Below are 13915 nucleotides of genomic sequence, written 5' to 3'. Positions count from 1 at the left end.
GATTCAATTTATTGTTGTTGATTACTGTCATGTCTTGAACAGAATCAGTAAATACTTGCGGAGTAAATCTGCATTTACTTCAACTAAAGTCTGCTCATTAGTCTGTTACCATCTTCCTATTATATTTGTCCTTTTTTTAGCCATGTTATACCCGCGGTTTACATCATATTTGTTATTGGTTATCATTCTCATCAACACCATTATGTTGATATACTATGACTCTCAAAATCGATAACGTCAGTTTTGCCTACCAAGCTGATCGTAAAATATTAGATGCCATTTCTCTGACTTTTGAACCGGGAAAATTTTATGTGATCATTGGTCAAAATGGCTGCGGTAAAAGTACCCTGTTCAATTTGATCATGCGTCATTTACCCTTGTCATCAGGGCAGATCAGCATTAATGGCAAAGACCTACAGCAACTTTCCTTTAAAGAGCAAGCACAGCGCGTTTCAGTATTATCGCAGTCTATGCCATTGCCTGAGTTTATGACCGTCGCGGATATGGTGATGCAAGGGCGTTTTTGTTATCAAGGTTTCTTTTCTCGATTTAGTGCCGAAGACCGAACGATAGCTGAGCAAGCAATGCAAAAAATGCAACTCACCGAACTGGCAAATAAACGCTTGTCGACACTTTCCGGTGGTCAACAACAACGTGCCAGAATGGCGATGTTACTCACCCAACAAACGGACATCGTATTGCTGGATGAACCGACTACACATTTAGATTTAAAGCATCAATATATGCTGTTAGACCTAGGTCGAGAGTTGGCAGAACAAGGTAAAACTGTGGTTGCTATTTTGCATGATATGACCCAAGCGGCGTTATACGCGGATCACGTGATCGTGCTTGCCGAGCAAAAAGTATATGCGCAAGGTGCGGCACAATCGGTGATCACCGATACCATGATGCAACATGTTTTTCATGTAAACACGTCACGTGTTGGTAACGAAAAGGTCGGTATTCATGTTCCAACGCATCTCATTGCCTAGCACTTTATCGCGTTCTTTATTTAGAATCTTACCCGGCTATCGTTTCCTTGGCGCGGTATTTTTATTGACGTTGATACTGTTACTGGTGGCGTTAACCCATATTAGTATAGGTGCGAGATCGATAGCTTGGGCTGATATTTTTCAAGCCATTTTCGCTTTTGACAGCCAGCAGTTTGTTCACCACATCGTGATCAAACAAAGATTACCGCGTTTGGTTGTCGCCATGGCCTGTGGGGCAATGTTAGGTCTGGCCGGTTTTAGCGCCCAGAAAATGTTTCAGAATCCGCTGGTATCGTCTTCCACACTCGGGGTTAGTAGTGGGGCGGTATTCTTCAGTTTGTGTGCCATCTATTTCTTTAATGTATCTGAGAATGATATTTTTATTCCGGCGTTTCTCGGTGCCGCGGTTGCCGGGCTCTTTACGTTGTCGATGACGGAAATGATGAATCGCTCGAGTATTTCCAAGAACTTGCATATTGTGCTGGCAGGCAGCCTGGTTTCTATGTTGTTCTCCTCGCTAAGCAGTTTTTTGATGCAGCTCGATCCACTGCGCTTTGCTAATGTTCAAGACTGGTTACTGGGTGATATTAGTCCCGCTGACTTCACCGATTTAAGTCGAATTTATCCTCTGGCATTGCTGGCGATCGGGGTGCTGTTAAGCCAAGGACGCTCGTTGGACGTGATGATCATGGGGGAAAAACAGGCGCGTAGTGCCGGGGTTAATGTCACCCGAACCCGTAATATCACCTTGCTGTGTATTTTTTTACTGGCCTCGTTAGTTGTCTCGATTGTCGGTCCTATCGGTTTTATTGGCTTGGTCGTACCGCATATCAGTAAGTTTTTTGTCAGCGAGGTGGGTAATAAAGGTGCCTGGTTATCGATGCTTATCGGTGGTTTATTATTGAGCCTGTCAGACTTACTCGCTCGTATCATAATTGCGCCCAAGGTATTGATCGTCGGTGGTGTCAGTGCATCTATTGGCAGTATTTGCTTTTTATGTTTACTGTATTTTATGGTCCGGGATAAACGTATGTCATGAATATATTTGACGATCAAAATATGATCATAAGTCCCTCGAAAGGGATCAGCTTACCGATTTATAAACGCACTTTCTGGGTGCTCTGCGCATTAGTGCTAGTGCTGAGTCTGAGTTTTGTTTTCAGTCTTAAATTAGGCTCGGTCAGTGTTTCATGGGCAGATGTTTACGGAGTTATTAGCTTTGATGTCGCGCTTAATGACGCTACGTCTACTATCTATGAACTAAGATTACCCCGTATTATGGGGGCTATTGCTGCGGGTGCATTGATGGCGTTATCGGGTTACTTATTACAGACTGCCGCGCGTAATGCGTTGGCCGATCCTGGCGTATTAGGGCTTTCTGATGGTGCGGCGTTGTCAGTCATTGTGCTGTATGTGGTGTTCTCACAGGTTTCCTTAACGGCGAGTATTCTTGCTAGCTTCTTTGGGGTATTCGTTACCGCGTTGCTGGTGCTCTGGTTTGTCCATAAAAACCTCAACGGGACCTTTATCGTATTAGTCGGTATTGCCGTGGGTGCGGTTGTGTCTGCGTTCAGCGATATACTCTTGTCATCGGTCACTATCGAAGATATGGCTTTTCTTATGGCGTTTTTATCCGGCAGTTTTTTATCTCTGGATCTTGCCAGTGCCAGCTTTTTAAGTATCTGGATGACGGTGATCATCGCGGTGTTTTTGTTGTTAAGCCGTTATATTAATCCGCTCAATTTTGGTTATCAGCACGCCATGTCATTAGGCGTTGATGCCAAAAAATATTATATATTTATTATTATATTAGCGGTATTTGCGATGGCGCCTGTGATTGCCTTGGTTGGTTCTATCGGATTTATTGGCCTGATCGCTACATTTTTAGCTAAAAATATTATTGGTTATCGTGGCACGGAATTAGGTATTGTCAGCATGTTGTTAGGGGCAATAATGACGCTTTGGGCTGATACCCTTGGACGGACACTCTTTGCGCCGATCATGATCAATGCCGGTGTATTTATTGCGTTAATCGGCGCATTATTTTTTATTATCATGACGCGTTACATTGTTAGGCAGTAGCCTGATGCTCGTTAATATAATGATGAAATAATTTAGTATAATGATGAAAGAATATAGGAAAATGATGAAATTAATAAAATTTGTGCAAGGCGCGTTGTTGCTCAGCTTATCGCTGCAAGCGGTTGCTAACGAAACCATGATGATAACTGACCATGCAGGTAACAAGGTTGAAATATTAACCCAACCGAAACGCATCGCATCTCTGCACGTGATGTCGACAACGTCTATTTTGTTAGATGTTGATGCCCCGATAGTCGGCACTTCAACTTATATTAAATTACCGGGAAATACGCCTTATATTCGCGGCGGCGAAGAAGTTTTTGGTATTAAATTTGCCGATACGGGTTACTTCAACTACGGCAATAAAGGCAGTGATATTGAACAGATCAAAGCATCGAAACCGGACCTGATTATCGGTACGGTCAAATATCAGAAAAAACTATTTGATAAACTCTCTAAAATTGCCCCGACGGTATTGATCCAACGTTATACGCCTAACATTTTTGATGCTTATCGCGATGTGGCTACCTGGGTGGGTAAAAAAGATATTTTTGAGCAGAATTATAGCGACTACCAACAAAAAATTGCTCGCTTTAAAGATAAATATACCGATGAATTGTCGGGTAAAACATTTATTTACGCGGTACCCAGCAAAGGTCAGGCGGAAATTAAGATCCGCCAAAACTCGGGGATCATTACCCAGGTATTATTTGATTTAGGCTTAACCAGACCACAATTTTTACAAGATAATTTTGCCCCTGACGATGCGGGTGCCGAAGTGAGCTCGGAACTGATTGAGTCATTAGATGCAGATTGGTTTTTTAGTACCTACACATCCCAGTTAGGCGCGGGTCCCGAGTCAATCGACGCTGGTTTTGATGATGTTGCACCCGGTTGGCAGTTTGCCTTAACGGCTTATCAAAACAACCAGTTCATCCGTTTAAACCGTGAACAAGCGTATACGCCAACGTTTGTTTCTGCAGATTATGTATTGAATGCATTAGAACAACAGATTTTGAAAAATAGAAAATAGAAAATATAGGGTCGAGACGGCCCTTTATTTTAATGACCTGATTAATTTTATTCACTGCCTTTCCAGTTCCTGCACTATCAAAAAGTTCCCCCTTAATTGATATTTTACATACTTATTCTGTAAACGATTAAAAACTAAGCATTTCAAACTTGACACCAGTAAGCTAATCAATAAAATAAAGGCAAATAAGAACGATTCCTATTTCAGTTTGTATTTGGGTTGTTACAGTCCCATACAAAATATTTTAGCGATTAAATATATCCAATGGATGTATTAAGCTACAAAGGTTTTATTTACATGAACACTCAAGTTAAATTTATATCCGCCGTTATTTCGACAATCCTTTATTCACAAGCGAGCCTAGCGCAGGCTGTTCCAGCAGACAGTACAGAAACGATGATAGTGGTTGGCTATCAGCAGCACTATAAAATCGATCAGGCTCATGCTGCAATGCGCTCGGATGTCTCCTTGTTAGAAACGCCACAAATGGTCACAGTGATCCCGAGCGAAGTGCTTGAAGATCAGTTAGCTGTCACCTTAGGTGATGCATTAAGAAATGACGCGAGTGTTTCATTAGGTCGAGTTACATCAGATCGAGAACGCTTTAGCCTGCGTGGTTTTAGCTTAGAAGAAAATACCAATATCCTGAAAGACGGTCATCAGCATTTTGCTAAATACCGGATGCCGATGGCATTGATTGATAATGTTGAGGTATTGAAAGGACCATCAAGTTTATTATACGGTCAGTCAGCACCTGGCGGCATCGTTAACTTAGTCACGAAAAAGCCATCGAATGAAAGCTCGGTTAAATTTGCAGTGAAAGGCGATGATCATGGTTCATTCCGTAACTCGATTGATGCTACTGGCAGCTTGAATGACAATAAAACCATTCGTTACCGTGCCATTATCGAGCAGCAAAACAATAATAGCTGGCGTGAATACCAGGACGGCAGCAACTTAGAAAGTGAGTCTGTAGTTGGCAGTTTAGTTACTGAGTTTGATGTGACGGATGCGCTGACTATCGCCCTGCATTACGATAAATTAGATGATGTTTCTGGTCAGGACAGTGGCGCTTTAGTTGATGATAATGGCAATGTGATCGGCGGTGACAGCACCATCTGGGATATGCCTTGGACTAAGATCGATGCTCAAAGTGAAAACTACGGTGTTGATGTGACTTATCAAGTGAATTCATATTGGCAAGTTGCGACGGGTTATAACAACCAGCATAACGAACGTGAACGCTGGGAAAGTAAACCGCAAACGGGTAAGTATGATCCCCTTGATGGCAGTTATGGCAACAAACCTTATAACAAGTTAGAAGACTGGCAACAGCAGTCATTCTATTTTGATCTGATGGGCTCGGTGACAACTGGCAGTATTAATCATGAGTTATTAGTGGGTGGTAACTACCTTGCGCACGAATACACTTCGCTAAAAGTGAAGGATAAAGAAAAGCTCGATGGCAATATTAACGATGGAACCATTATTGAGCAACCGGTATTAGATTATGCTGATCCTAAAGCAGAATCTAAGAGTGAAGATTATAAGTATTATGGTGTTTATGTTCAGGATCTGGTTACTCTAAATGATCAATGGCAGGTATTAGCAGGCGTGCGTTATGACCGTCAGGATAAAACCGATGCCAATAACAATGCGGTATTACCGAAATTTGGCGTCATTTATCATCCGCAAGATAATGCATCAATTTACGCGAACTACAGTGAAAGCTTTGAACCTTTGGGTCGTGTACTTGATGACGGCCCTAGTGGTAATAATGGTATGGAATTAGATCCAGTTAAGGGCAAAATGTACGAACTTGGCACTAAATGGCAAGTTATGGATAACAAATTAGCGATTAATGCGGCGATTTTTGATATTACTCGCAGTAATATTAAGCTAACTAAAGACGCGGATGATGGTGATGGTGACGTAACAACTCAGGGCGGTGAACAACATCACCAGGGTGTGGAGCTGAGTGCGATTGGTAAGGTTAGTTCTAATTTGTCTTTGATCACCTCGGTGATGTACCTCGATGCTAAATATGCGAAACATAATGAGTTAGAAGGCAATCGTCCGGAAGATGTGCCGGAATGGACTGCATCAATCTGGAGTAAATATGTATTTACTGAGCAGTTATCGGTTAATTTAGGCGCTTATTATGAAGGCGAACGTTATGGTGATGAGGATAACAAATTCTTAAAAGACAGCTATATCCGCATTGATACCGGGATTAATTACCAGACTTCAGTGGCTGGTAACGCGCTGCAACTTCGTCTGAATATCGATAACCTGTTCGATACCGATTATCTTGCTGGCGGTGAAAATGGCGAGGTGAATGTGGGTGAACCAAGAACCTTTAAATTTGGCATTAGCTATACGCTCTAGCAGAATATTATTTTTATAATGATTAAAATGGCCAATTTCAATTGGCCATTTTTTTATCTCAACGAAAGTATTAAGAAAAACAACTTTCACACTACGAAACAGTAATATAGGGCGGTAAGGTACTATATTATCTTGATTATATATTTATCGTGATTTTTAACTTGCTACGGCCATCGCGAATTGTTTTACTCATTGTTCACTATTAATTATTTAGATTCGAACTGCAGGAGTATTGATGACCATTTACCTTAATACTCGTTTTTGTATTCGATTATGGCTGCTCTGGAAACCAGAGTAGCAGCTGACTAATTTTGGCGAGGCTACGGAATTTGTAGCCTGCTATCTGTTTTATTCTACTTATTCCTAGCCTTCATTTTATCTTGGAGGGGTCATGGAACAGACTACTATCACCAGTAATAGCACCAGTACTACCAATAACACAAAGCAACGCACTATTCGCTCAGCGCTACGCGATAGATTATCAGCTCATAAAATTGGTCTACTGTGTGCATTTTTTGCTACCTGTTTGTTTTCGACAAAAGGTATTTTCATTAAACTCGCTTATCAATATGGGATCGATAGCATCACGTTAATGACGTATCGCATGCTCTTGTCGCTGCCTTTTTATATCGCTGTTTTTGTGTGGATGATAAGAAAAAAACCGGCATTAAAATCACCGATAAAAGAACAGTTTGTGCCGGTGATGGGTATTGGTCTTTTAGGTTATTACTTGTCCAGTTATTTTGATCTGCAAGGACTTAACCATATTAGCTCACAGCTAGAGCGGTTACTGTTATTTACCTATCCAACGGTCGTAGTGATCCTCAGCTGGCTGGTATTGGGTAACCGCATCAATCGACAAGTGATTGGTGCGCTTATCTTGGCCTATGCGGGGGTTTTTGTACTGTTTTATCATGACTTGGGTAAACAGGGTGAGGGAGTTATAACTGGTTCGTTATTGGTGTTAACAGCGTGCTTCACGTTTGCTTGTTATTTGCTATTTAGTAAAACCAAGATCCAGAAATTAGGCAGTTTAATCTTTACCTGTATTGCTATGTTTAGCGCCAGTCTTATGATATTTTTGCATTTTTCAATTGTGCATGATGTCGCAGATCTAAGCATACCTATGCCAGTATTTTGGATATCACTGTGGTTAGCGATTGGTTGTACTGTGATCCCTTCATTCTTAATGAGTGAAGCCATTGCCAGAGTGGGGCCTGAGCAAGCATCGATTGTTGGCGGCAGCGGCCCAGTATTAACTGCGTTAATGGCGGTGTTTTTATTAGGTGAAGCATTCACTCTTTTCCATTTTTTAGGTATGTCGATGGTAATTGTTGCTATTGTCTGGTTAAGTGTTAGAAAATAGCCCTATTATCTCAATGTGAGTTGGGCATTTACGTCGTTATTATCTGCAGAGGGTTGTATGGTTAAGGTTAAAGTTTGGGACGGATTTATTCGTGGCTATCACTGGTTACAAGTGAGCTTGTTATTTGCATTGTGGTATTGCGCTGATAACGGCGAAATGGAATGGCACTTTGTGTTTGGCTACACATTACTTGCGCTTTGGATCACCCGCTTTATTTGGGGTTTTATTGGCAGTGATACGGCTAGATTCAGTTATTTTATAAAAAGTCCAAAAGCGTTAATCGATTACCTAACGGATAAAAACAAGTTTGACCGGGTTAAGTTTGGTCATAATCCTGCTGGCGCATGTATGGTGCTATTGTTTTTAGCTTTGCTTGCAACCCAGTTATTCAGCGGACTCAGTGCCAGTGATGAAATTTTGTCAGAAGGCCCATTATCGCAATATTTTTCTGCGGATACAGTCAGCTTTATGACCTGGTTACATAGCGTTAATTTCGACGTACTACTTTGGGCAATAGGCTTACATGTCATTGCTATTGTCGCTTATAAACTCAAGAAGCAGCCATTAGTGAAAGCCATGTTCACAGGCGTAGCAGAGTATAAATTGGTGAGTTCGATTACACAGCCAAAAATGATGAACGGTTTAGTGGCTTGGGTTATCTACGCTGCTATTGCGGGTGTAATTTGGTGGCAATGGGGACATGAAAACTTAGGTTACCTGCTTTATTAGGCCTAACTATTTAAAATAATGTATAAAATGTATTCCTGCAGACATTAAAGTTAATTTTTAACTTTAATGTCTTAATCTTTTAAGCATGTAACACTATTGCTCTCGTCATAGCTCATTCCTTACTATCAGCCCTATACTCATTTTTATGCATGATATTCACGTATTTATATCTGATATATCGATGTTCATTAATATCTTTATTCATGGAGTAGAAGTAAATGATAGATGAAATACAGTTTTATGAACCGAATGATGATTTTGGTTTTCTGTCTAATTTTGCGCTAGCAGCAGTTAAGATAGACGGTGTTGTATGGCCGAGCAGTGAACATTTTTATCAAGCGCAGAAATTCAATGATCCGCAATTACAAGATTTCATTCGCACCGCTACTACACCTGATGAAGCGTTTAGTTTAAGTCGAGAGTATGCACAATTGGTAAAATCGGACTGGATGGCAGTACGTGACGGTGTAATGCGAGATGTCGTGATGGAAAAATTTAGTCAGAATCCATTTTATGCCTACCAACTTGTTGCGACGGGTGAACAAGTATTAACAGAACATTCGCATAAAGACGCGTATTGGGGCGACGGTGGTGATGGTCAGGGGCGTAATGAACTTGGTAAAATATTAATGAATGTACGTCATCAGTTAGCATCACAAGCGCCGTATAATCTTGTCAGTTATATTGATAGTGCAAAGTTACCGACCGAATTCGGTACATTTCAGGTGAATGGTTTTATCGAACACGCCACGGGTAAAGAGCACTTAGCCTTAGTTTATGGTCAACTTGATACCAGTAAACCGGTATTAATCCGTTTACATTCGGAATGCTTGACTGGGGATGCGTTATTCAGTGCGCGTTGTGATTGTGGTTTTCAGTTAGCAAAAGCAATGCAAAATATTGTCGCCAAAGGCAGTGGGGTGATCTTTTACCTGCGTCAAGAAGGCCGTGGTATTGGTTTGCTGAATAAGATCAGAGCTTATCACTTACAAGATGACGGTGCCGATACTGTCGAAGCAAACGAACGCTTAGGATTTGCGGCGGATATGCGAGATTATACGTTTTGCCAAGGTATGTTAGGTTATTTGAATATAAATACCGTTAATTTAATGACCAATAACCCGCGTAAGGTAAATGCATTAATGAAAGCGGGTATCAATATTGCCGAACGCGTGCCGTTACAAGAAGGTCATAACCCGCATAATGCAGGTTACCTTAAAACCAAGGCAAACAAGCTAGGGCATATGTTTGAATCTAATTTTATTAATTAAATGTGATAAGTCAGAATAGGTTTTCAGGGGCGAAATACATACACCGATAACTAAGTTGGTGACTTATTTACCGGTGTTATTATATTAAATATAGCGATTAATGATTTTTGTCAAAGTACCTGAATTCGATAACAGCAATAATTGCTGATTAATGAATTTTTGGATATCGCTATCCATATTTGGGTCGAGTGCTAAATAAATAGGATACCCTGGAATAATTGCTGAAAAATCTTGTAGCTTATAGTCCTTTAGGTCTTTTGATAGCAGCTTAAGGTTATATTTAATGCGTGATGTCATTTCAACAAATATGGCATCTTGCGGCATTCGATCTAAGATACGAAAGGCGGCCGCATAATCTTTCACTCGCAATTCGTTAATTTCGCCACTATCAATAAAAGGTTGTAAGCTCGGGTAATCAAAGCCATTGAGCAATATAAAAACTTTGTCGTTTACGTCTTTAAAATCACGGAAAACAAGGTCAGATTTAGCATGGGTTAAGATACTGTGACTAACGGTATAAATAGGTATGTCAGATAAGTTCGCTGCTTGTACACCGCCCCAATTGGGACTGCCATAAGTTACCCAGTTTTTTTCACCACCAGATTCCAATTCTGAGATCATTCTGTTGAACGGATAGGTGTGATAATTAACAGTATAATTTTCAGCAAATACACTGGATACAATATCTGAAACCATACCTGTATGCTGATTATTGTTGCTTATGATTTGAAATGGCATTGCTTGTTTGGCAATGACATAATAATTAATAGATTCAGCATGAACAGTAAAGCTAGCAAGACAAATCTGTAGAGTTAACATTATTGTAATAAAGCGTTTCATTTTTATGTCCCTATCGTCGTAATTCCATTTCTAGTGTCTATTATTAGGTTAGTCGATTAGTAACAGGATGTGAGTTTAGGGATGAATAAAGCGACTTTACACAAGAAAAAAATAGGTATCGCGAGGCAATTGCTCGTATCAATCATGCTTATCAGCTCTATTTTTACATTACTCATTACAGGTTTGAATGTCTATCTTGATTATAAAGATGATATCTCAGGTATTGAAACTCAGCTTGATCAAATAAAACAAAGTTATTTATCCAGTTTAACGGCAAGTTTGTGGATTGAAGATCGTGAACACTTAACGCTGCAGGCAGAGGGGATAATGCAGTTACCAAGTGTTAATTATCTCGAAATTAGAGATGACAGCGGCATTGTTCTGCAATTAGGAAAACCGCTTGTTGAATATCAGTATAATGTAACTTGGCCAATGCAGCATCACTTTGCAAGTAAGACGTTTGAGCTGGGCATATTTAAGGTTCAGGCCGATCTTTATCCTATCTATAAAGGCTTGTGGGATAAATTTGTTGTCTTGTTATTATCGCAAGCAGTGAAGACCTTCATGGTTGCACTTTTCATTATTTTTGTGGTGTATAAAATTATTATTCGCCCCTTAACTGAGATGTCAGATGCGGTCAGCAAATTTGATAGCGAACAATTGCCACAACCGCTTGAGCTAACCACGCGGTTATTTGATGATGAAATCACCACGCTTACCACCAGTTATAATGCCTCGGTTAAACATACCCGCCATCACTATCGCGAACTTGAAACCGCAAAACGTCAAGCTGAAGATGCTAACTTGAAGAAAAGTGAATTTTTGGCAAATATGAGTCATGAGATCCGCACACCAATGAATGGGGTCATTGGTACGGCATCCTTGTTACAAGAAATGCCAATGGGGCGCGAGCAGAAAGAGTTTGTTGATATGCTTTACTCTTCGTCTATTACGCTACTTGATTTGATTAACGATATTCTCGATTTCTCAAAAATAGAGTCTGGCCAACTTATTCTGGCGAAAAACCCACTGAATCTATTTGAGTTATGTAAAGAGATTGAATCCAACTTTTCTATTATCGCGAGACAGAAACAGATCGCGCTAGTCTGCCATATTGATGACAACATACCTGATATGGTACTCGGTGATATTACGCAATTACGTCAAGTTTTGAATAACCTATTATCTAATGCGATCAAATTCACTTCTATAGGTTGTGTACGTTTGAATATCAAATTAATGGATCGTAAAGATAATAATGCCGGGATTATGTTTCAGATTATTGATAGTGGTATTGGCATTGCTGCCGAGAACCAACAAAAAATATTTGAAAAGTTTCAGCAAGCAGATGGCAGTACAACACGTAATTATGGTGGTACGGGTTTAGGGTTAGCGATTTGCCGTAGCATTGTAAAATTAATGGATAGTGACATTCTTGTTTACAGTAAGCCTGGTAAAGGTAGCCGCTTTGAGTTTGCTGTGCAATTCGAATCTATTGACGAATTATTGCAGAGGCCTGATTCAGAACAAAGTCTTGCAGGGTTATCTATATTGCTGATAGATGACAGTATGTTGAATATGCGTATTACCTCTGCGCAATTGAAAAGTTTTGGGGCGACATCGGTATGTTGTGATGATCCCTGTTTAAGCAAGAGCGTTGTACTTGATGCGTTAGATAAAGGTAAGCCGTTTGATTTAGTTATCATCGATAAAGTGATGCCTACAATGGACGGTTTTACGGTTGCGAAACAATTACAAGATGAGTTTGCTGAGCTCACACCTCGGCTAATGCTTATGTCTGCAGAGGCTCAAGTAGGTGATGATGTATTAGCAAGAAAACTCGGGGTAAGAGCATTTTTGAGTCGCCCTTATAAAGCGGATATATTAAAAAAGGTTGTACTTCAAACGCTGATGAATGCGCAGCCTAAGCAAATGGAAACGGTTGTAGAGGAAACTGTCGCGGCCGATGAAATGCAGGTGTTATTGGTTGAGGATACCTTAATCAATCAGAAAGTAACTAAGATGATGTTACAAAAGCTAGGCATTGTAGTTACGATTGCTGACAATGGCCAAATAGCGGTAGACCTATGTAAAGAGCAAGGGTTTAATTTAATATTAATGGATTGTCAGATGCCTGTGCTTGATGGCTTTGATGCGACAAAAATTATTCGCGACAGTGAAACTGCTGGTCAGCACACCCCCATCATTGCATTAACCGCGAATGTACTGCAAATCGAAAAAGATAAGTGCTTTGCGGCCGGGATGGACGACTTTATAGCTAAGCCCGTCAGCAAACAGGTATTAACCCTGATGTTACAGAAACATTTATCGCCTTGGTTAGCGGATACACCTTACAAGTATACCGTGATCGACATTGATACAGCGTAGCTGAGGGTTATATACCCAAGTTACTTCAAGATGCACAATCAGCAAACCGAAAGGAGAGGATATTCAAGGCATGAAGTCGAGGATTTAGTTATTCTAAATCAAGACTTCATAACGCCGAAGATGCCTTCGGTCGGCTTGCCCTACGGGAGGCGAGCAGGAATAACAGCACTGCGTTACAATATTTGAAAATGGAATAACCATTATCTACATATTGCGTCTTGTGCTGTTATCCCTGCTCGTCTCTGATATAGCATCTTGAAGTAACTTGGGTATGAAAATAAAAAGGCGAACAATATACATTGTTCGCCTTTTTTAGACATGGTTGTGATTATTTTGATTTGTAATCACTATGGCAAGATTTACAATTTTTTGCTGTTTGGCCAAATGCTTTTTTGATTTGACCTCGATTGCCTTCTTTGGCAACTGTCGCTAAGTTTTGTGCGTCTTTACTAAATTGGCTAAATTTAGCCGCGAAACCGTCTGCATCACTCCAGATTGCTGCTTTAGCTTTGGTATCACCAGTTTGACTATCGCTGGCACTAAAACCGTGCTGAGCCATCGGGATTAACTGTGCTAGCTGTTCAGAGCGCAGTTGGAATTGTGCGTCATTCCATTCTTTTTTGCCTTTAACCATATCTGCCATGTCAGAAAAATTAATCGCGATCATGGTTAATGCGGATTGGCGATACTTAATATCTGTTTCAGGTTTATCAAATGTTGCCGCCTGCGCCGTGCTGAACATCATTAATGACGTAAGGCCTGCTAATTTTAGTGTTTTGCTCCAGAACATCTTGCTTCCTTCTTATATTGGTTTAGTTATTCGTTG

Annotated in this window: 11 protein-coding genes; 9 read left to right on the top strand and 2 right to left on the bottom strand. The window is 40.5% G+C overall.

The genetic code is table 11. From position 1 onward, the window contains the following. Positions 1-215: 215 nt before the first annotated feature. The 8 genes from PE36_RS06060 (at position 216) to ribA (ending at position 9861) form a co-directional block, all read left to right on the top strand. On the top strand, positions 216-992 hold the full coding sequence (locus PE36_RS06060) for an ABC transporter ATP-binding protein (RefSeq protein WP_006031086.1): 777 nt from the start codon (positions 216-218) through the stop codon (positions 990-992). Continuing rightward, positions 967-2031 (top strand): iron ABC transporter permease, encoded by a 1065-nt coding sequence (locus PE36_RS06055; RefSeq protein ID WP_006031085.1) that lies wholly within the window; start codon positions 967-969, stop codon positions 2029-2031. The genes PE36_RS06060 and PE36_RS06055 overlap by 26 nt, the downstream gene beginning before the upstream one ends. Further along, complete coding sequence (locus PE36_RS06050; protein ID WP_006031084.1) at positions 2028-3074, top strand: iron ABC transporter permease; 1047 nt, start codon at positions 2028-2030, stop codon at positions 3072-3074. Before PE36_RS06055 ends, PE36_RS06050 begins: the two co-directional genes overlap by 4 nt. A gap of 61 nt (positions 3075-3135) precedes the next feature. Beyond that, a complete protein-coding gene (locus PE36_RS06045) occupies positions 3136-4107 on the top strand; it encodes an ABC transporter substrate-binding protein (protein WP_006031083.1) in 972 nt (323 codons plus the stop codon). A gap of 297 nt (positions 4108-4404) precedes the next feature. Then, positions 4405-6495 carry a TonB-dependent siderophore receptor gene (locus PE36_RS06040; protein WP_043994037.1) on the top strand — a complete coding sequence of 697 codons (2091 nt, stop codon included), beginning with the start codon at positions 4405-4407 and terminating at the stop codon, positions 6493-6495. A 391-nt stretch (positions 6496-6886) separates the two neighbouring features. Beyond that, positions 6887-7861 carry a DMT family transporter gene (locus PE36_RS06035; RefSeq protein ID WP_006031081.1) on the top strand — a complete coding sequence of 325 codons (975 nt, stop codon included), beginning with the start codon at positions 6887-6889 and terminating at the stop codon, positions 7859-7861. A 57-nt stretch (positions 7862-7918) separates the two neighbouring features. Then, a complete protein-coding gene (locus tag PE36_RS06030; protein WP_043994069.1) occupies positions 7919-8590 on the top strand; it encodes a cytochrome b/b6 domain-containing protein in 672 nt (223 codons plus the stop codon). Positions 8591-8808: 218 nt separating this feature from the next. After that, on the top strand, positions 8809-9861 hold the full coding sequence (ribA, locus tag PE36_RS23945; protein ID WP_006031079.1) for a GTP cyclohydrolase II: 1053 nt from the start codon (positions 8809-8811) through the stop codon (positions 9859-9861). 84 nt (positions 9862-9945) lie between these two features. On the opposite strand, the gene PE36_RS06020 is transcribed toward ribA, so the two are convergent. Then, the gene (locus PE36_RS06020; RefSeq protein ID WP_006031078.1) at positions 9946-10701 is read right to left on the bottom strand and encodes an ABC transporter substrate-binding protein; all 756 of its coding nucleotides are present in this window, start codon (positions 10699-10701) and stop codon (positions 9946-9948) included. A gap of 81 nt (positions 10702-10782) precedes the next feature. Between PE36_RS06020 and PE36_RS06015 the strand changes: the two genes are divergently transcribed. After that, on the top strand, positions 10783-13089 hold the full coding sequence (locus tag PE36_RS06015) for a response regulator (protein WP_006031077.1): 2307 nt from the start codon (positions 10783-10785) through the stop codon (positions 13087-13089). A gap of 328 nt (positions 13090-13417) precedes the next feature. Here PE36_RS06015 and PE36_RS06010 read toward each other — a convergent pair whose 3' ends face one another. After that, positions 13418-13879, bottom strand: coding sequence for a cytochrome c (locus PE36_RS06010; protein ID WP_006031076.1), 462 nt, complete (start codon positions 13877-13879; stop codon positions 13418-13420). Between the last annotated feature and the right edge of the window lie 36 nt (positions 13880-13915).

This window comes from Moritella sp. PE36, assembly GCF_000170855.1.
GTDB lineage: Bacteria > Pseudomonadota > Gammaproteobacteria > Enterobacterales > Moritellaceae > Moritella.
The sequence above is the reverse complement of the archived record's forward strand: the minus strand, read 5'-3'. Positions and strand labels throughout refer to the sequence as shown.